Consider the following 19,933-nt stretch of genomic DNA (forward strand, 5'->3'; position numbering starts at 1 on the left):
GAGGTTACTAAAGAACGAGCGTTGTTAAAGTTGTGGTTTGATCTACATAGTGCAATATAGGCAAATGTTTATCTTAGATATCTCGTATTATAAATGCTTTGTCGAGTAGAACTATTTTTAATGAAGGGTGACAGTTGAAAATGCATCTGTTAATTTTTTGTTAAAATGCGGTTTAGTTTTGTTTGTCGTATTTATTCATCTTATCATGCACTTAACCTTTTAGCGTCAGCCTTGCATTTTTTTTGTTATCAATTTCGTTTACACAATAATTTTTAAAACCTACCTTTTGGCTGTTTTTCATCCTCTAAGCTCGTTTTCTGACAGTTTTTGGCGTTTTCGAATGTTGACACAGGTCAACATTTTGTGAAATGATGCCAGCGGGTCTACATCCTCGAAGATGTAGAAAAGGGAAGATAATAATTAACAATCACAATAGAAAGACAGGCTTAGGCAATAGGGAACTAAAGCAAAATAAGCGTACGCACCCTGTTGTTGATAAGTTAAAGCTTTTTTAATCACTTCAAATTGGTTGGGAACTATGTCCAAGGTAAGCAATAAAACAAAAATCGCTACAGCGCTCATTGGCGCACTAGCCTTAGCAGGCAGCAACTTAGTGATTGCCGATCCTCTTTCAGACGTTCAGAACGCTGACAGTAAAATTCATACTGAAGCTGCTGCGTCTCAGAAGAAAGTTGATAAGTATTTTGATCAGGCTCAGGACATGTTGTTCGAGTATGGGTCAGTTGCTGATGAACGTGAATCACTGAAATCCTACAACGACTACGTAGCAAGCTTGGTTGCAGACCAAGAAGCTACAATGAAATTAATTCAAGATGACATCAACGGTGTTGATGCATTACGTCAAGGCGTTGTGCCATTGATGTTTAAAATGGTTGATGCGCTAGAGCAGTTTGTGGCTCTTGACCTACCATTCAACACTGAAGTTCGTACAGAGCGTGTTGAAAACCTAAAGAAACTACTTAACAGTGCTGAAGTTACGCTTGCAGAAAAGTATCGTCTAATTCTTGATGCATACTCAATTGAGCGTGAATACGGTGCAGCAATTGCAGTTAAAAGTGGCAAGCTAGAGCTAAATGGCAAAGAAGTACTTGTTGACTTCTTCAACCTAGGTCGTGTTGCACTTTATGCCCAAAGCCTAGATGGCAAGTCTGCTTGGATGTATAACGAAGAAACTAAAGCTTGGGAACCGCTAGCTGATAGCCACCTACGCGAATTAACTAAAGGTATCCGTATCGCTCGTAAACAAGGCGCACCGGATCTATTCTCGTTACCAATTCCTGCTGCGGAGGCTGCACAATAATGAAGAAGTTTATCACTACAGCAATTGTTGCTGCGAGCCTGTCATTATCTGCTGGTATCGCATATGCAGAAACTGCACCTAAGACAATTGATCAACTACTTAATCAAGTTAAAACTGATCGCGCAAACGCTTCTAAAGTTAACGCTAAGCGTGAGCAAGAGTTTAAAAATGAACGTGGCGATAAAGCGGCATTACTAAAGCGTGAGAAAAACGCTTTAGCTGCTGAACGTCAACGCGGTAAAGACCTAAACCAAGCATTCTTAGATAACGAGCGTAAAATTGCTCAGTTAGAAGAAGATCTTAAAGTTGCTGAAGGTGACTTAGGTGAAATGTTTGGTGTTGTTAAAGGCGACGCGGGCGATTTCGCTGGTAAGCTAGTTGGTTCAAACGTTTCTGCACAGTACCCAGGCCGTGATGTATTCATCGCAGATCTAGGTGCGCGTAAGCAGCTTCCAAAAATCAACGAACTAGAACGTTTCTGGGAAGAGCAGCTGTTTGAAATGGCTGAGTCAGGTAAAGTTGTTAAGTTTGAAGGTACTGTAACAGGTATCGACGGCAACGTTAAAAACACGACCATTACTCGTATCGGTGCTTATAACTTAATCGCTGACGGCAAGTATGTTGTTTATAACCCTGAACTAAGCTTAATTCAGGAACTTTCACAACAGCCTGACGCTTACCAAGTAAAATCTGCAGCAGCGTTTGAAAACACTACCTCTGGTACTGCGGCAGTTTATATTGACCCAGTACGCGGTACGCTACTGAATATCTTCACTGGTAAAGCGACCCTTGAAGAGCGTATTGAAGCCGGTGGTACAATTGGTTACATCATCATGGGCTTATTAGCACTTGGTGCTCTAATCTCTATCGAGCGTCTAATCACTCTAGGTGTAGTTGGTGCTAAAGTTAAGGCTCAGCGTAAGAACCTTGATAACCCAGGTAACAACGCACTAGGTCGTGTACTTAAAGCTTACCAAGACAACAAAGATGTTGATGTTGAAACACTAGAGCTGAAACTTGATGAAGCAATTCTGAAAGAAACGCCAGCACTAGAATCACGTATCTCTATCATTAAGGTTCTTGCGGCTATCGCACCTATGATGGGTCTACTAGGTACAGTAACAGGTATGATTGCAACCTTCCAAAGCATTCAGTTGTTCGGTACAGGTGATCCTAAGCTAATGGCTGGTGGTATCTCTATGGCACTTATGACAACGGTTCAAGGTCTAGTTGCTGCTCTACCGCTAATGCTAATGCATGCAATTGTAACTGCACGTAGCAAGTCAATTGTACAGGTACTAGAAGAGCAAAGTGCTGGTATCGTAGCTGCTCACGCTGAGAAGAGGGAAGCCTAATGTTATTCCTGATGGATATCTGGGATTCCGTCAGGGGCTTCATGGCCTCCGGGGGCGACGTCCTCTGGTTAGTGGCTGGTGTATTGTTTGTTATGTGGGTATTGATGCTTGAGCGTTACTGGTACCTTAACTGGGTGTCACCAAAACAGCACAAAGCAATCATTAGCGCATGGGAAGCACGAGAGGATTCTACCTCTTGGTATGCACACCGCATCCGTGAAGCTTGGGTATCCCAAGCGAAGCAAGATTTAACTGCACGTATGCTGATTATCAAAACCTTAGTAGCAATCTGTCCAATGATTGGTCTACTAGGTACCGTAACCGGTATGATTTCAGTATTCGATGTGATGGCAGTTCATGGGACGAGTAATGCTCGTATGATGGCAGCTGGTATTTCAATGGCAACCATGCCGACAATGGCGGGAATGGTAGCAGCATTATCAGGCGTATTCTTTAGTACGCGTCTTGATGCAAAAATGAAAATCAGTTTAGCAAAGCTAAAAGACAGCATGCCGCACCACTAGAGAGAGATTGAACATGGCACGTAGAAAGCATTCAAGCGTAGAAGAAGAAGCTGAGATCGATATGACCCCGATGCTAGACATCGTGTTCATCATGCTTATCTTCTTTATTGTAACAACATCGTTTGTAAAGCCATCAGGTCTTGACTATAACAAGCCTGAAGCATCACAAGCGACGAAGAAGCCTTCAGCAAACATCTTCATCGGTGTGAGCAAGACAGGTATCATCATGATGGAAAATCGTCAAGTTGATATCGAGCGTGTAACTGCAAACGTTGAACGTATGCTTGCAGAAGCACCAGAGGCAGCAGTATTGATTCAAGCTGACCAAGAAGCTAAACATGGTTTAGTGGTTAAGGTGCTTGATAACGTTAAAGCTGCAGGTATTGATAAGATATCTGTATCGGCGGGGAACGAATAATATGCTGAGAGGAATAGTATCACTGATAATTGGTGCTGCTGTGACTTTTGCTTTGTTTGTCTTCATGGCTTTCTTGGTAGGTGGCGGTCCAACCCGCCACGAAACCTCGACAGAGACTCCTGTCATTGAAATTACCATGAACAGAGATGACGCAACTGCGCAGAATAAGCCAAGGGTTAAGCCTAAACCGCCTACACCCCCAGAGCAGCCGCCAAAGCCGGATACTACGCCACCAGATAGTTCATCTGACATTGATACAAATATGTCATTTAATATGGGTGGAGTTGAAGCCGGTGGAGCAAATACTGGATTTAAACTAGGCAACATGATGACGCGAGATGGTGATGCTACACCTATCGTTCGAATCGAGCCTCAGTATCCAATTGCTGCAGCACGAGATGGTAAAGAAGGTTGGGTACAACTTAGCTTTACGATTAACGAGCTAGGTGGTGTTGAAGACGTTAAGGTGATTAAAGCTGAACCGAAGCGTTTATTTAACAAAGAAGCACGCCGAGCGCTTAAAAAGTGGAAGTACAAGCCAAAGATTGTTGATGGTAAAGCCCTTAAGCAACCTGGCATGACTGTTCAACTTGACTTCACATTAGACAAAGGAGGCAGATAATTATGACTAAAGTTAATTCTATAGCCGCTGCCCTGTTACTTTGTTTAGGTGGAAGCGTTGCGGTAGCTCCAGTAGCCTATGCTGCTGAGAAGTGCCCAATTGAAAAGCGTAAATCTAAAGCAGTAGGTCAAAGCGCTTCAAAGAAGGTACAACGTTCTTTTGAAGCGTACACTGAAGGTAATCTAGATGAAGCTATCTCGATTCTTCTAGAGACCAATGCTAAAAACGATTTTGATAAAGCGTATATCGACCGCATGTTAGGTAACTTCTATGCGGAAAAAGGCCAAATGGGTACTGCTATTAAGTACCTTAAGTCTGCGGTAGATGCTGATATTCTAGGCGGTGTTGACCACGCTCAAACTCTACGACTCTATGCTGATCTCCTAATCGGAGAGAAAAAGTTTAAAGAGTCTATCCCAATGTATTACAAGTGGATGGAGTTTACCTGTAAAGAAGATCCGCAAGTTTACCGTCGTATCGGTATTGCGTATTCAGAGCAGAAAGAGTGGAACAAAGTACTAGAAGTTGCTGATAAAGGTTTAGCATTAGCAAAAGAGCCGGATAAAGGCTTGTACCAAATGAAACTAACTGCTTACTTCAATCAAAAGAAGTATAAAGATGCAGTTAAAGTTCTTGAAATCATGGTTCCTTTGTTCCAAGACGACAAGCGCTTGTGGGTTCAGTTGGCACAGTTTTACTTGATGACCGAAGACTACACTAAGTCACTGGCAACATATGACTTAGCTTACAAAAATGGCTTTTTGGAGACAGCGGGTAATATTACGCGTCTGACTCAGCTGTTGGCTCAAAATGGTTCGCCATATAATGCGTCACAGATTTTTGCTAAGCACATGAAGTCTGGATTGATTAAAGAAGATGAAAAGAGTTTAACCACTCTTGCAGGTTTTTATCATAATGCTAAGGAGCTAAAAGAAGCTGCTGCAACATATGGTAAGGCTGCTGAAATCAATAATTCAGGTAAACTTTATCTAAGACAAGGTCGTATTTTAGCGTTAGATGGTCAGCATAAGTCTGCTATTACAGCGTTAAGAAAGGCTTTAGATGCAGGAGTTAAGAGTCCTGGTGAAGTTCAATTTGAACTGGCACTAGCTTACTTAAATCAGAAGCAATACAAGTCAGCATATAAGTATGCACAACTTGCAGCTAATGATAAGAAAACTGCACGCTCAGCTAAAAGCTATATCGCTTATATTAAAGAGAAAGCCCGCGTTCATAACGTGAGCCTTTAATTTAACTGATATCGAAAAAGCCCCTTTATAGGGGCTTTTTTATTTTCTAATATCAAATGCAAGTCTCTAATACCAATTAGTATAAGCAGTTGAGCTACTTAGAGCTATTTTTGGCAAACTAATTCAAGGCGAATAACTGAAAGAATGGTTGCTCCCTTGTGAAGTTATTCAACGCAGAAGTAGGCAGTCAAAAACGCTCCAGAATGGGGAGTTTTAGCGGCTCTTAACCTGCGATTCTTGATAAAAAGAGGAAGCTTGAACGTAGAGCAACTTTGCAACTATGCTCTTCATTTGTTACGAGCTGCATGGATGCAGCAAATGTCATTAAAGCAGGAGCACTTAATGACCTTGTCTCAGTGACGGTAAATTCTCGCTGAGCGATCAAATCTTTATATTAATTGGTATAAAACTCAATAACTTTTGCTTTCCCGTTAATTGGTGATTGCCGAGTATGCTTTTCAACCGTGTTAAATAGCTTATCTAAATATAGATCCTTATGTGGTTTGCATACACAGCCAGCTAATTGGTATTCGATAGGGTTGTAGCTTTGTGATAAGAGGTTTTGGTTAAACTCGACAATTTGCGATTCTAGCCGCTTTAATACAACGTGGATCCCGGCCTCATTAATATCGAATAAGCCTAAGGCAAAAACTTGGTTATCCAACCTTGCTAGTAAATCAGTGGTTCTTAGTAAGGCTTGCTGGATCTGCTTCATGAATAATTCTAACAATTTTGGTTGATAAATAGTTTCATGAATGTGTGGGCATAGATACAATAAAGCCACACTTTGTTGATCACGTATGTGGCGATGCCATTCGCGATTGAAGACCTCCATAAAATAGGTTTGGTTATAAACGCCTGTTTCAGGATCCCTAAAGCCAGAGTTACTGAATGAATAAATCATCAAAGGCTCCTAGGTTACACAAGGTTTGTGGGATCTCAGATTAAGTATAGAACAATAAATAGAAGGAATAATAAAATGAGGAAGGCGGTACTTGCGCTATCGGTTGGTGCAATTTTAGGTCTTACAGCTTGTGACAAAAATGAAAGCGAGCAGCCACAGCAAGCGAGCAGTGTCAGCCCGAAAGCGGCAGTAGAAGCGACTCAAACTCAGTCTGCTGAGCAAGCGTATTTGGCTTTAGTGGATAATTTCTTTAAAGATAGACTTAAATTAGAGCCTATCTATGCGACTTATGTTGGCGTTAATGATTATAACGATCAGTTTGGTGATGGCTTGTCTGATGCTTACTTAACAGAGCGTCATAACCTTAATACTCGTTATCTAAACGAGGTTAAAAAGATCGATAGAGAGCAACTGTCTGATGCATTAAAGCTAAGCTACGATATGTTTACTTACAATCGTAATGTCGCATTAGCAGACGAAACCTTCCCAAACCACTTTATGCCAATGAACCAGTTTTATAGCACTGTAATTAGCATGGTGCAGCTCGGTAGTGGTGAGAGTGCACAGCCATTTAATACAGTTGAAGATTACCGTAACTGGCAAAAACGTTTGCAGGGCTTTATTAAGTGGATGCAAGTGGCACAAGAGCGCATGAACGAAGGGATTGAAAGTAAAGTCGTGCTGCCACGTGTGCTGGTTGAGCGTATCATTCCGCAGTTGAGTGCACAGTTGGTCGACAATGTAAGCGATAGTTTATTTTATACGCCTATCACATTGATGCCTGAAAGCTTCTCTGATGCCGATAAGCAAGCACTAACTGCTGAGTATACTCAGCTGATTGGTGAGCAGCTACTGCCAGAGCTTACGTCTTTAAGAGACTATTTTAAAAACACTTACTTAAAATCATCTCGCGCTACAGACGGTTGGTGGGGCTTGCCTAACGGAAAAGTTTGGTATCAGCATTTAGCGAATACCCATACAACAACCACTATGCCTGTTGATGAGATCCATAAAGTGGGTTTAGAAGAAGTGGCGCGGATTCTATCTGAGATGGATGGTGTAAGAAAACAGGTTGGTTTTGAGGGCGACCTAAGCGCATTTTTTGCATCACTTGCATCTGAGCCGCAATATTTCTTTACTGAGCGTCAAGATTTAGTTGATGGTTACATGGGGTTGAAAGATAAGATTAATCTTGAGCTACCTAAGTATTTTAATGTCATGCCAAAAGCTGACTACATTGTTAAGCCTGTTGAGAGTTTTAGAGAGAAATCGGCAGCGGGGGCGTCTTATCAGGCTCCGGCGGTTGATGGTTCTCGCCCAGGTGTGTTCTATATCAATACCTATAATTTAAAGGCACAGCCAAAGTGGGGCATGACAACACTTTCTCTGCATGAAGCTGCACCGGGACATCATTTCCAGATTGCCATTAAGCAAGAACTAACAGGTGTGCCAGAATTTCAGCGTTTTGGCGGTTACACCGCCTTTGAAGAAGGTTGGGCACTGTATGCTGAGTATTTAGGTATTGAAATGGGACTGTTTGAAGATCCATATCAGTACTTCGGTAAACTGTCTGATGAAATGCTACGTGCGATGCGGTTAGTTGTTGACACAGGTCTTCATGCCAAAGGCTGGAGTCGTGAGCAAGCTATTCAATATATGAAAGACAACTCACCAATGGCTGAAACCGATATTATCGCTGAGGTTGAACGTTACATGGCGATCCCCGGTCAAGCTTTGAGTTATAAAGTGGGTCAGTTACAGATTTTGGCACTAAGAGCTAAAGCTGAAAAAGAGTTAGGCGATAAGTTTGATTTAAAGGCCTATCACGACCAAATTTTGACTTCAGGTTCACTGCCAATGGAAGTGATGGAGTTAAAAGTGAACGATTGGATTGCTAAGCAAAAGTAACTTAATCAATCTGTCATAACCCTGCTGGGATGTACCGTAAAATTTGGTATATACTGGCAGGGTTTTATTTTGCCCAATTGGCAATAACAATTATTTATGGGAGAAAACCATGGTACAAGCAACAGCAAGACACCTACTAGTAGATTCAGAAGCACAGTGTCTAGAACTTAAGCAACAGATCCTTGATGGTGCAGATTTCGGTGATGTTGCAAAAGCTCACTCTTCTTGCCCATCTTCAGCACAAGGTGGTGACTTAGGTTCATTTGGCCCAGGTATGATGGTTAGAGAATTTGATGAAGTTGTTTTCAGCGCGCCATTGAATGAAGTTCAAGGTCCGGTTAAGACTCAATTTGGTTACCACTTACTAGAAGTGACAAGCAGAGGCTAACCTAACCACTGTTTTTCTAGAGGAAGTCAACATGCTCGAACTGTATAGCGATAGATTAAGGCTGAGGACGGTAGTCGCCAGTGATTGGGACAACTTTCTATTTACTCATTCAAATGAACAACTTAATGAGTTTGTACGAAAGCCTCAACCAGAAACCGCTATACGAGAAAAGTTCGAGCGTGTATTAACGAGTAAAGAGTTTGTTGAAGGCGAGTGGTTACTTACTGTTATTGAACAGGTGCATGACCAAGCCTTTGTCGGGTTTATCGGTTTGCAAAATAGTGACGCTGAAATGCAGCAACTGCAGGTGGGCTATATGCTACATCCTGATGCTCAGGGTCAAGGTTTTGCCACTGAAGCCCTTAAAGCGATCGTTGATTGGGCTTGCTTAGTTTATAAACCACACAAGTTTATAGCTTATTGTGTGGCGCCGAATATTGCTTCCACTAAAGTATTGGAAAATTGTGGTTTCGTGCGTGAAGGCTTACTACGTGAAAACTGCAAAATTGGCGAGCAATGGTTTGATGATTGCATTTATGGACTATTAGCAGCAGAAAGGTGTTAGAAAGCATGCACTCGCAAGATAAATTGAGTGCTATAATAGCGCCAGTTTTAGTTATTTAAGGCGAAATACAGTGAGTGCAGATACTCCAACGCTGACATTAAAGTCAGGTGAAGAATACATCGAGTTATACAAAGTATTGAAAGTCCAAGGAATGATCAGTGCAGGTGGCGAAGCCAAGCACCTAATTTCTGAAGGCCAAGTCACCGTTAATGGTGAAGTCGAAACCCGCAAACGCAAGAAAGTGGTTGCCGGTGAAGTAGTTAGTTTTAATGGCGAAAGCGTTAAAATTGTTGCAGAGTAAGTGACAAGAGAGGATTAACATGCAATTTCCTGATGACGACAACGGTAAAATGCTTGCTGCAATGGCAGAGGCTGGTATTGATCTATCAAAAGCACTTGATGTCGATTTTTTCTTAGTTTTTGAAGATCAGCGTGATGCTGAGTCTGCACTTGAAGAGCTGAGCCAGTCGGATCTTGAAGGTGAGATCGAACTACTACTGAACGACGAGTCTGGTAAATGGGAACTGATTGTTTGTTTAAACATGGTGCCTGAGTACGATGCTATTGTTGAGCAAGAAGTGAGTTTAAATGAGTTTGCTCAAGAGTTTGGTGGTATTACTGATGGCTGGGGCGTAATGCAGCATCAAGAAGGCGACGATGACTTTGCTGATGACGCACACGAGTGCGGCGACGATTGTAAACACTAACTCAACCGCTTGACCAATCTTGTAATAAGCCACTTATTTTAGTGGCTTTTTTGTGCCTAAAAGATAAGAATACGGAGAGTCCAATTTAAATATTAATTGCCACCGAAGGAGAAAAGAATGGCAAGAATGATTAGTTTTGGGACGCCGGTTAACGATGCTGAACGTTGGGCATTTTCCCTGTTAGCCGATGAATTACCTGAAGATTATATTCTACTCACCAACGTTGAAATTCCGACAAAATCCGGTCAAGCCATGGAAGTTGATGCACTCGTTATTGGCGAGTGGGGCGTCTATGTTGTCGATGTTAAAGGTTATATTGGTCGATTAGATGCAGGATTGCATGCTTGGTCATTAGATGGACGCGAAGTTGATAACAGTTTAGCTAAAGCAAATTATGTAGCTCGAGTGCTTGCTGGCAATGTTAAGCATAAAATTCCGGTTGGTGTTTATGCGCCTTGGTGCCAAGGTATGGTATTTGTTACTGGGCGCAAAGGCGAAGAAATAGAATTAGAAAAGCAGCAAGGCTCACTTAGTATTTACACCCCTAAGCAGATAGTTAAAGCGTTAACAGAAGAGTGGGGACTTACTGCACCTAAAAAACATCAGGTTACCGATACTCAAAAAGAGCTAGTGCTGGAAACGATTGGCCAAGTCGCTATTGTTGAAAAGCGTAATAATCAGATCCAAGATTTCACCAAATTAAGGTGCCTATTTATCCAAAGTGGATTAGAGGTTTGGCAAGCGGAATACAATCCAGGTGAATGGACTGCACCTTGGCTACTGAAAGTCCTTATTCCTACCCAATTTGTTGATAGTGAACAATCCGAAGCTCACGAAATCCAGTTAAGAAGCGAATTTCAACGGTTACAGTCGTTGTCAGGTTGCTGTGGCGTACCTTATTGTGCTCCACTTATTCAAGATGGTGAGCAATTAGTGTTACCTATCCGCATGCCTCGCGGTGTTCCGCTCAATGTACTTGATGCTGAGCAAATGACAACGTATCAGCTGCTTGAAGTGCTACGTCGCAGTGTCACAGGTCTACAGCAAATTCATCGACGTGGTTTTACCGTTGGCGGCTGGACCAGCAATTGTATCTTTATCTCAGATATGGGGGATGTGGAGTTTATCGACATTAAAGATAACGTTACCACGAGCGAAGATATAAAGGCGTACGCCGAGGGTTTTTTAGAGATTGCAGAGAAAACCAATCAACCGCGAATTTACCAATGGTATCGCGAAGCAGTCGTTGGCTCTACAACAGATCTTGATGCATTACGTAGCGACTTATCTGCACTAATTGATCATGGGGTATGTGATGCAGTACCAGAGAAGATTGAAGTCACTGCTGGTGCGATTATTGATCACCATTTTAAATTGGAACAATTTATCGCGGCTAAAGAGACCAGTCAGTTTTGGCGAGCTACTCATCTACAGGGGCAATATCAATGTGGCGTGTCTATTTACAGCAAGGTTGAAGCTAATTGGCCAACACTGAGCAGTATTTATCGCACCTTAGCCAAGGTGTATCACCCAAACATTGAGAAAGTGCTAGCATTTGGACAATTACCGCAAAGCGAAAAGCTATTTATTGCCAGAGCATGGGAATACGGTGAATCGATTGATGAAGTAAAGAATATTCGCCTTGGCCAGCCGTTAATGTGGTTTAAACAACTGCTTACTGGTTTACAGTACATGCATCAGATGGATATTTATCATGGCGCGATTTGCCCGAAAAATATTATCTGTAATGAGAATAAGGCGATATTAGTCAACTTTGGTATTGGTCTTGATATTGCTGCTAGTCATTATGCTTGCCAATATGCAGATCCCACACTGTGGGAAGTTGAAGGAGAGGCTGAGCGTGATTTATATGGCTTAGTTGCCAGCTTTATTGATGCTATGGCGCCAGAAAGCTTAAAAGGCGATCTATGCCAAGCCGGCATTATCAATGCGTTAGAAGCGTTTGATAGAGAATGGTTTGGCGAAGCACTCTACGATGTTTGCCATAAAGTGCTCAATTTTGATTTAAGTGTTCACGCCGGAATGAACTATCTAGAGATGTTTGACTTAGCTGATACGGATACCATTTAATTATCAATATACATTAATCAGTTTAGTGCCTATATGGACTAAACAGTTCCAGCAACCAGTCGATAAAAGATTGTACTTTTAGCGGCAGGTTGCTCGATTTTGGCGTCAATAAGTAATAGCGATAAGGACTGGTGAAATCTGCTTCAAATGGGATCACCAGTTTGCCAGTCTTAAGTTCATCTTCAATAAAAAAGCGTGGAATTAACGCCACCCCCATGCCACTAACAGCTGCTTGGCTCAGCATGTAAAAGTGTTCAACACCAAATTTCTTCTCCGTGGTTAAATTGACATCGAGGCTATCCGCCCACAGTTGCCACAATCCAGGTCTTGTTGTGTGTTGTAATAAGGTCATTTGGTTGATGTCATCAAGACATTTGAGTTTTGCTGCCAGATCTGGCGAGCAAACCAAACATAGATCTTCGTCCATCAAAGTTAATACGTTAGCCGCTTTAGGGACTGAAGTGCTGCTACGTATGGCGATATCATAATTGACCTTGTTAAAGTCGACTTCAAAATCACCAATTGATAAGTCAACATAAAGGTGAGGGTAGCGCGACTTAAACTCTTCTAATCTCGGGATCAGCCAACTTATGGTCAAGCTCGGCAGCACGTTAATCGCTAATGTTTGCGTACGCAATGGTTGGCTAATTAAATCACTTGTTGCGTTGTTGATGGTTTGTAGCGCCCCTTGGGCATGCACAAAGTAGCGTTCGCCTTCATCAGTTAACTTCAGGCTGCGATGCTGACGAATAAACAAAGGCATACCAACGAAGTCTTCGAGGATTTTAACTTGTTTACTTATTGCGCCGTGGGTGACAAATAGTTCTTTAGCAGCAAGTGTAAAACTCATTAATCTTGCTGATGCTTCAAATGCTCTAAGGGCATTGAGTGGCGGAAGATGTGGGTACATGCAATATGCCTAAAGTTTATTTAGTGTGAGTTTATCTCACGTTAAGGCAACAATAACTCCTTTGAGTTTTCACTGCAAACCACGTTTAATAGCGCCATTAAAATTAACGATTAAAATGTTATGACTTTTGAGCTTACTTTCGAAATTATTGCGCTGCTATTTTTTGTCGCCATGTTGGCGGGCTTCATTGATTCTATTGCGGGGGGCGGCGGGCTATTAACTATCCCAGCGCTAATGTGGGCTGGATTGCCACCAACGGTAGCGCTAGCAACCAATAAGCTACAAGCTTGTGGTGGTAGTTTCTTTGCCAGCTTTTATTTTGTGCGTAAAGGTATGGTAAAACTGGCTGATATGAAGCTCAGTATTGCTTGTGCATTTATCGGCGCAGCATTAGGTACTATTGCGGTACAAATGATAGATACTGCATTTTTAGAGGTATTTTTGCCATTTTTAATGCTGGCCATTGGCGGTTATTTTCTGTTTTCTAAAAGCATTAGCGAAAACGATAAACAACAAGTGCTAACGCCAACAGTGTTTGCCTTTACCGCCGCGTTAGCCGTGGGCTTTTATGATGGATTTTTTGGCCCTGGTACGGGAAGTTTCTTTGCTCTCGCTTTTGTATCACTTGCCGGTTATGGCTTGGCCAAAGCAACGGCTCACGCCAAAATATTAAACTTTTCGACCAACATCGCATCGCTTGTTTTCTTCGCTATTGGCGGTAAAGTTTTTTGGATGCTTGGCGCAGTGATGTTAATTGGTCAGGCTATAGGCGCGACGTTAGGCTCGCGATTAGTACTCACTAAAGGCACTAAAATAATTAAGCCATTGGTCGTGATTATGTCGATTGCGATGAGTGTTAAATTGTTATCAGGGCAGTATGATCTATTTGCGTGGTTATAACATTATTTTCAAGGAAAATGTCATTGTGACTGATTATCGTCGTAGCTTTATTATCTTGCTTAGTGTTGCCTTTTTGCTGGGGCTAGCCATAGCGCAGCCCGTTATTGCTAAGCCTGTTGAGCAAGCTGAGTGGCAACAGGTATTTGATAAGTATAATGCGCAAGGGACGATCTTTGTGCTTGATGAGCGAGACGGACAGCAAACTGAGTCTGTTTATAATCTTGATAGAGCAAGTCAGCGCTTTTCACCTGCTTCCACATTTAAAATACCCCATAGTTTATTCGCCTTGGATGCTAAGTTAGTTAATGACGAATTTCAGATCTTCAAATGGGATGGGGTGCAACGTAGTTTTGCACCCCATAATCAAGATCAAAATTTGCGTTCAGCTATGCGAAACTCCGCTGTTTGGGTATACGATGAGTTCGCCAAGCAACTCGGTGAGCAAAAAGCGCAGCAATACTTATCGCTGATTAATTATGGTAACGCTGATCCAAGTATGGATAGCCAAGCAGCTAAAAATGGCAGTTATTGGATTGATGGTAACTTGGCAATCTCAGCGTTTGAACAAGTTGAATTTCTAAAGGCTTTATATCGCAATCAGCTGCCATTTGCATTGGACGCCCAATTATTAGTGAAAGATATTATGATCACTGAGGCTAAGAGTGATTGGATCTTGCGTGCTAAAACGGGTTGGCAAGGTAAATACGGCTGGTGGGTAGGTTGGGTTGAGTGGCCTACAGGCCCAGTGTTTTTTGCATTGAATATTGATACACCAAATCGCTTACAAGATCTGTATAAGCGTCAAGCGATAACCCGAGAAATATTAAAGTCGATTGAGGCTTTGCCGGCGAGTTAGCAACAAGCTGGCCGTTTATTAGCCTTGCTAGCGTCAACATTCGAGATTAATGTTGACCTTTGCTTTAGCGATAGCATCTAGTTTAAACCAAAGCACACAAATCAGCTGGCGAGGTTTTAATTGGGATTGTGAGCTGCGTACATATTCTCAAAACCCGGTATTCGATGTTCCCAATTGGGGATCTCATTACCGACTATCGATTTTAATGTTTCAATAAATAGTCGGGTTTTAATTGGCGCATTTCGGTGCGGATACACAGCGTAAATTGTACCAAAATCTTCTAGGTGCAGATGGGTCATTATTGGCGTTAATTGCCCTGAGACAATTTCATTGCCAATCATTTGTGCCGTTACAACCGCAAGCATATTTCCTGCGATTGCTGTTTGCGTCAGCATTTCCAAATCATTTACTTTATAAGCAGCATTAAGCTTAAATTGCTTTTGTTGTTTATTTTCCTGATAAGCGAATTTATCAAGTAGCAGACCCGGCGCTGCGTATACAGCGGCAGGTAAACTCTCTAACTGTTCAATCGTTGTGATAGCTCCATGTTTGGCGATAAAAGCAGGTGAAGCCACGATTAGCAGCCGATTTCTGGCAATTTTTTGGCTAATTAAATTGGAGGTTTTTGGTTTGCCGACTCTGAAGCCAATATCGAACCGTTCGCCAATCATATCGATAATCCTGTCTTCTAAACGCAGTTCTACTTCAACTTCAGCGTGTTGCTGCTGAAATAGTATTGCGGCTTGTTGCACATATTGTCGGCCAAATAAGCTTGTACTGCTGATCCGTAACAAGCCTTTAGGTTGTGAATGATAGTTTTGCGCAATGAGATAACTATCATTAAGCAAGGTTCGTAGACTTCTAGCCTGATTAAGCATCTCATTACCGGCGGCGGTTAACGCTAATGAGCGCGTAGTACGGTTAAGTAAACGTACTCCTAGTTCATTTTCTAAACGGCTAATCTGCTTAGAAATTACAGATCTATCAAGGTTTCGCTGCTCGGCAACTTTGGTAAAAGAGCCCAGTTCGACAACTTCTAATAACAATAATAATCGGGTTGAAAAATCCATAACTTCTTATCCAAAGTTTATTGGTGCAATTTGGGCATCAATGATATGCCTATTTTATGGTTTTTGTGCATCAATAACAAATCTATAGTAGCTCCATAGGCAAGACATTAAGACATTATTTAAATGAATTGAACGAGGCTACATTATGAACAAGCTATCTATTACTACTGAAAATTACATCACAACCGTAAGCATCAATAACCCACCAGTAAACGTGTTAACCATTGACCTTATTAACGAAATCAATGCTTTTGTACTTTCACTAAAAGATAACCGTGACACAAAAATAGTGGTGTTTAAGTCGCTACATGAGCAGTTTTTTTTAGCGCATTTGGATCTAAACGTCATAAACGGAACTCAAGGTGGCCAAGCGGCATCTATTGAATTTAACCATATGATTGCCAACATAAAGGCGATGAAGCAGCTATCGGTTGCAGTCGTAGATGGTGTCGCTCGCGGCGGTGGTAATGAATTTGTAATGGCATGTGATTTGGCCTATGGAACTGAAAACGCAGCATTTGCTCAGCCTGAGGTGCATGTAAACATCCCAACTGGTGGTCAAGGTGCGGTACAGTTTGCAAGACGACTTGGCAAAGGCAAAGCGCTACAAGCACTGCTATTAGGTAATGACTTTAGTGCGCAACAAGCAGAAGCTTTAAACATAATTACCCAATATGTGGCTAAAGCTGAATTAGATGGCTTTTTAACACAGACATTAACCGTCATAGCGGGTTTAGAGATCCGTGATATTGTGATGTACAAAGAGATTATCCAAAGCGCTATCATTGACGAAAATGCCGGTGCAGAGCTTGAGCTACGTTATTTTTTAGAGCGAGCTAAAGAGCAAAAAACACAAGCTATTATTAGTGCTTTTTTAAAGCATGGTGGACAAACTGAAAGAGAAGCTAAGGATATTCAAGGTATTTTCGTCGATACAGCAGCGGCTTTGTCAAATGCTGAGGTACAGTGAACAGCATGATGATTTATGCTACTCGTAACGCTTGTTGACGAAATAAATCTAACAATTCCCCCTGTTGCTGATTGCTACAGGGGGAATTAACCAGCTTAATTCGACAAGTTATCTAACACCACATCATCACCGATATCATATAGGGCTTGGGTTAGCTTATCTTCATCATGGCTGTTCATGCCAACATTAAAGTCGGCTCTAAACAACGGGATCCCAGTGTGGCTGGCACTTTCATAGCGAGTGCTCATATGTTCAATGTTTATTCCTAGGGCACTAATCTTATTAGATATTTGGTGTACAAGCCCCGGTCGGTCATTAGCGACTAATGAATAACTTACGTGTTTGGCTTTTGCTTTAGGTTTTGTGGTTTTCGCGTAGGTAAGTAATACCCCATCGAGTAGTTCTAAATTTTCAATTAACTCATCCCACTGCCCAGAAGGGACTTCTAAAAGTAAAATGGCGGCGAAAATACCATCAATATGACGTAGCTCTGAATCTAACCAGTGGCCGCCGTGTCTGCTCACACAGTGAGCAATCTGCTCTACTAAGCCTTCTCTGTCGTTAGCTTGCAAGGTCACTAGATATCTTAACATTTGATATTACTCCATTATTTATCACGTCAAAGGGGATATATTGTTTGTAAATCTATAACTGTACTGCCATCCATTTATATCGGAAATTCTTGCTCATTTAGTCGGCTTTTAGCTCACCGTTGTAACACTAGTGTCATTTTTGCGTCATATAATGCACCACATTAAAATATGCTGAGCTAATGTCGTGGCAAATTAAAGCGTGCTTCTAGTGTTAGCATAGTCGTTAATACAATCCCAGTTAAACTTTTACTGGCTTTAAAATAATCGAGGTTCTTAATGGAAACTCAGGTAACTCAGCCTGGACCTGCAGCCAAAAACCTATTGATAAACAATGGGACAACGCGCAGAGCAATCAAGGATAAAGCAGCCCAAATTGGTGTCACAGTTGGTGGCACTATGGTATTTGTGGCGCTGCTACTGATCTTCTTTTATCTACTTTATGTAGTAAAGCCAATTTTCGATAGCGCTGATGTTACCAAGGTGGTGAGTGCTGAATTTCATGACGCAAAGCCAGCATTAATGGTGGGCAGTGACGAGCAAAATGAAATCATGTACCGCGTATCACAACTCGGTAAAGTGGACTTTTATGACACCCACACCTCACAACTATTAAGAAGCGAGCAAATTAATACACCGAGTGGCACACATGTTGTCAGTAGTTCAGCTGCTGTTCCTAGTGAGCAACGCTTTGCATTAGGACTCAACAATGGTCAGGCTATTATTGCAGGCGTTGAATTTGGGGTAACTTATCCAGATGATAAACGTCTTATCACGCCTAAGTTGCGTTTTCTTAATGGTAATGAAGCACTTACTGTTGATAATCAAGGCCGTGCGCTTAACAACTTAGTGTTCGACTATAGCAGCGATAAAATGAGTTTCGTTTACCAAACTGACGACAAAGTTTGGCATCTTTCTCGCCAAGAAGGTGAAGAGAACATGATGACAGAAGAGGTGGAGTGGGTTGCTTACAACAGCATCATTCCAGATTCACCTGTTAATGTGCAGCAGCAGTTGATGACTCCCGATCAACGCCAATTGATTTTAAGCTCAGATAATAAACTGTTTATTTACAATATCCGTGATGCCGAAGCCGTAGAACTAAGCCAAGTGCTTTCACTTGGGCGTGCTAAAACCAAAGTCACTAATGTCACTCTGCTTGCTGGCGCCAGTTCATTGTTAGTGAGTTACGATAACGGTGTTGTTCAGCAGTATTTCCAAGTGAATGGTGAGCAGGGGCGTCAATACAAAGAGATTAGAGACTTTGACGTTGAAGGTGATATTCACAGTGTCGCATCAGAGTTTTATCGTAAAAGTTTTGTCACCATTACTGAAAACGGCGAGTTAAGCTTGCTTTATACCACCAGTGAAAAGCAGTTATTTTCAGAAAATCTTGGGCTTAAAAATCCAGGTACAGTCGGCTTTAGCCCGCGTTCGAATGCGTTAGTCGTAGAAGCTGATGGTAAGCTTAATTTGTTCCACGTCTCCAATACTCACCCAGAGGTGTCTTGGAGCGCTATGTGGCAAAAAGTTTGGTATGAAGGTTATCCTGAGCCGCAATATGTATGGCAGTCAACATCGGGTTCGGATGACTTTGAGGCTAAGTTGAGCTTAATGCCGCTGGCGTTCGGTACAATGAAAGCGGCGCTTTATGCCATGTTATTTGCAACGCCGTTAGCGATTGCTGGTGCTGTTTATACTGCCTATTTTATGTCGCCTAAAGTGCGCGCGATTGTCAAACCGACGATTGAAATTATGGAAGCACTGCCAACGGTTATTTTGGGGTTCTTGGCGGGTCTTTGGTTAGCCCCCTTGATTGAAGATAACCTACCGGGGATTTTAACCCTGTTGATCTTATTACCTGTCTCCATCTTAGTTACCGCATTTGCTTGGTATAAATTGCCTGCAACTTGGAAGCAACGTCTCCCTGATACCTATCAAGAACTGTTGCTGCTGCCGGTTATTATCTTTGTTGGCTGGTTCTCATTTGCCATTAGTCCTGCATTAGAGTTGGCGCTATTTCATGGCGATACTCGTATGTTTATTACCAATGAACTGGGTATAACTTTCGACCAACGTAACGCGTTAGTTGTGGGGATTGCTATGGGATTTGCGGTGATCCCAACGATTTTCTCTATTGCTGAAGATGCGGTGTTCTCTGTGCCGCGCCATCTATCAAATGGTAGTTTGGCACTTGGGGCAACCACATGGCAAACATTGACCCGCGTAGTATTGCTTACCGCAAGCCCAGGTATTTTCTCGGCGGTGATGATGGGGCTAGGGCGTGCCGTTGGTGAAACCATGATTGTACTGATGGCTACAGGTAATACCGCGATTATGGAGTGGAGCGTATTTGAAGGTATGCGTACGCTTGCGGCAAACATTGCAGTCGAGATGCCTGAGTCGGCAATTGGTAGCTCGCATTATCGAGTGCTGTTCTTAGCGGCCTTCGTACTATTTATTTTTACTTTCTTCTTCAACACGATTGCGGAAGTGGTGAGACAGCGTTTACGTGAACGCTACAGCTCGCTTTAACCCATTGTTATGGATGATAAGAAAATGATGTTGAATAAAATTTCTCTAA

20 protein-coding genes are annotated in these 19,933 nt (G+C 42.1%); 16 read left to right on the forward strand and 4 right to left on the reverse strand.

What is annotated here, in order from left to right; translation table 11 throughout:
* Positions 1-538: 538 nt before the first annotated feature.
* Genes L884_RS0114975 through L884_RS0115000 form a run of 6 tightly spaced genes read left to right on the forward strand, consistent with a single transcriptional unit; the run spans position 539 to position 5,490 of the window.
* The gene (locus L884_RS0114975) at positions 539-1,321 is read left to right on the forward strand and encodes a DUF3450 domain-containing protein (RefSeq protein WP_028768251.1); all 783 of its coding nucleotides are present in this window, start codon (positions 539-541) and stop codon (positions 1,319-1,321) included.
* The gene (locus L884_RS0114980) at positions 1,321-2,676 is read left to right on the forward strand and encodes a MotA/TolQ/ExbB proton channel family protein (protein WP_028768252.1); all 1,356 of its coding nucleotides are present in this window, start codon (positions 1,321-1,323) and stop codon (positions 2,674-2,676) included. The genes L884_RS0114975 and L884_RS0114980 overlap by 1 nt, the downstream gene beginning before the upstream one ends.
* Positions 2,676-3,200, forward strand: coding sequence for a MotA/TolQ/ExbB proton channel family protein (locus L884_RS0114985; protein ID WP_028768253.1), 525 nt, complete (start codon positions 2,676-2,678; stop codon positions 3,198-3,200). The genes L884_RS0114980 and L884_RS0114985 overlap by 1 nt, the downstream gene beginning before the upstream one ends.
* Before the next feature lie 13 nt (positions 3,201-3,213).
* Positions 3,214-3,618 carry an ExbD/TolR family protein gene (locus L884_RS0114990; RefSeq protein ID WP_028768254.1) on the forward strand — a complete coding sequence of 135 codons (405 nt, stop codon included), beginning with the start codon at positions 3,214-3,216 and terminating at the stop codon, positions 3,616-3,618.
* A 1-nt stretch (position 3,619) separates the two neighbouring features.
* Positions 3,620-4,240 (forward strand): energy transducer TonB, encoded by a 621-nt coding sequence (locus L884_RS0114995; protein ID WP_028768255.1) that lies wholly within the window; start codon positions 3,620-3,622, stop codon positions 4,238-4,240.
* A gap of 2 nt (positions 4,241-4,242) precedes the next feature.
* Complete coding sequence (locus L884_RS0115000) at positions 4,243-5,490, forward strand: tetratricopeptide repeat protein (protein ID WP_028768256.1); 1,248 nt, start codon at positions 4,243-4,245, stop codon at positions 5,488-5,490.
* 394 nt (positions 5,491-5,884) lie between these two features.
* Here L884_RS0115000 and L884_RS0115005 read toward each other — a convergent pair whose 3' ends face one another.
* Entirely contained in the window at positions 5,885-6,394 is a 510-nt protein-coding gene (locus tag L884_RS0115005) for a diguanylate cyclase domain-containing protein (protein ID WP_028768257.1), read from the reverse strand.
* A gap of 75 nt (positions 6,395-6,469) precedes the next feature.
* Between L884_RS0115005 and L884_RS0115010 the strand changes: the two genes are divergently transcribed.
* The 6 genes from L884_RS0115010 to L884_RS0115035 all read left to right on the forward strand — a co-directional run bounded on the left by L884_RS0115010 (position 6,470) and on the right by L884_RS0115035 (position 12,053).
* The gene (locus L884_RS0115010; RefSeq protein ID WP_028768258.1) at positions 6,470-8,302 is read left to right on the forward strand and encodes a DUF885 domain-containing protein; all 1,833 of its coding nucleotides are present in this window, start codon (positions 6,470-6,472) and stop codon (positions 8,300-8,302) included.
* 109 nt (positions 8,303-8,411) lie between these two features.
* On the forward strand, positions 8,412-8,690 hold the full coding sequence (locus tag L884_RS0115015) for a peptidylprolyl isomerase (RefSeq protein ID WP_028768259.1): 279 nt from the start codon (positions 8,412-8,414) through the stop codon (positions 8,688-8,690).
* A 31-nt stretch (positions 8,691-8,721) separates the two neighbouring features.
* On the forward strand, positions 8,722-9,255 hold the full coding sequence (locus L884_RS0115020) for a GNAT family N-acetyltransferase (protein WP_028768260.1): 534 nt from the start codon (positions 8,722-8,724) through the stop codon (positions 9,253-9,255).
* A 70-nt stretch (positions 9,256-9,325) separates the two neighbouring features.
* Positions 9,326-9,556, forward strand: coding sequence for an RNA-binding S4 domain-containing protein (locus tag L884_RS0115025; RefSeq protein WP_028768261.1), 231 nt, complete (start codon positions 9,326-9,328; stop codon positions 9,554-9,556).
* Between the two features lie 19 nt (positions 9,557-9,575).
* A complete protein-coding gene (locus L884_RS0115030) occupies positions 9,576-9,962 on the forward strand; it encodes a ribonuclease E inhibitor RraB (protein ID WP_028768262.1) in 387 nt (128 codons plus the stop codon).
* 117 nt (positions 9,963-10,079) lie between these two features.
* A complete protein-coding gene (locus L884_RS0115035; protein WP_028768263.1) occupies positions 10,080-12,053 on the forward strand; it encodes an NERD domain-containing protein kinase family protein in 1,974 nt (657 codons plus the stop codon).
* A 22-nt stretch (positions 12,054-12,075) separates the two neighbouring features.
* Here L884_RS0115035 and gcvA read toward each other — a convergent pair whose 3' ends face one another.
* Entirely contained in the window at positions 12,076-12,963 is an 888-nt protein-coding gene (gcvA, locus tag L884_RS0115040) for a transcriptional regulator GcvA (RefSeq protein WP_028768264.1), read from the reverse strand.
* Positions 12,964-13,083: 120 nt separating this feature from the next.
* On the opposite strand from gcvA, the gene L884_RS0115045 reads away from it, so the two are divergent.
* A complete protein-coding gene (locus L884_RS0115045) occupies positions 13,084-13,863 on the forward strand; it encodes a TSUP family transporter (RefSeq protein ID WP_028768265.1) in 780 nt (259 codons plus the stop codon).
* A 25-nt stretch (positions 13,864-13,888) separates the two neighbouring features.
* Complete coding sequence (gene blaOXA / locus L884_RS0115050; RefSeq protein ID WP_425423496.1) at positions 13,889-14,719, forward strand: class D beta-lactamase; 831 nt, start codon at positions 13,889-13,891, stop codon at positions 14,717-14,719.
* A 116-nt stretch (positions 14,720-14,835) separates the two neighbouring features.
* Here blaOXA and L884_RS0115055 read toward each other — a convergent pair whose 3' ends face one another.
* Positions 14,836-15,789: a LysR family transcriptional regulator gene (locus tag L884_RS0115055; RefSeq protein ID WP_028768267.1), complete on the reverse strand. Its 954-nt coding sequence runs from the start codon at positions 15,787-15,789 to the stop codon at positions 14,836-14,838.
* A gap of 145 nt (positions 15,790-15,934) precedes the next feature.
* Here L884_RS0115055 and L884_RS0115060 point away from each other — a divergent pair, with 145 nt between their 5' ends.
* On the forward strand, positions 15,935-16,759 hold the full coding sequence (locus L884_RS0115060; RefSeq protein WP_028768268.1) for an enoyl-CoA hydratase/isomerase family protein: 825 nt from the start codon (positions 15,935-15,937) through the stop codon (positions 16,757-16,759).
* 95 nt (positions 16,760-16,854) lie between these two features.
* Here the strand turns inward: L884_RS0115060 and L884_RS0115065 are convergent, their stop codons facing one another.
* Positions 16,855-17,352: a glycine cleavage system transcriptional repressor gene (locus L884_RS0115065; RefSeq protein WP_028768269.1), complete on the reverse strand. Its 498-nt coding sequence runs from the start codon at positions 17,350-17,352 to the stop codon at positions 16,855-16,857.
* 276 nt (positions 17,353-17,628) lie between these two features.
* Here L884_RS0115065 and L884_RS0115070 point away from each other — a divergent pair, with 276 nt between their 5' ends.
* Positions 17,629-19,884 carry an ABC transporter permease subunit gene (locus L884_RS0115070; RefSeq protein ID WP_028768270.1) on the forward strand — a complete coding sequence of 752 codons (2,256 nt, stop codon included), beginning with the start codon at positions 17,629-17,631 and terminating at the stop codon, positions 19,882-19,884.
* Positions 19,885-19,933 lie beyond the last annotated feature (49 nt).

This window comes from Shewanella fidelis ATCC BAA-318 (assembly GCF_000518605.1).
GTDB classification, from domain to species: domain Bacteria; phylum Pseudomonadota; class Gammaproteobacteria; order Enterobacterales; family Shewanellaceae; genus Shewanella; species Shewanella fidelis.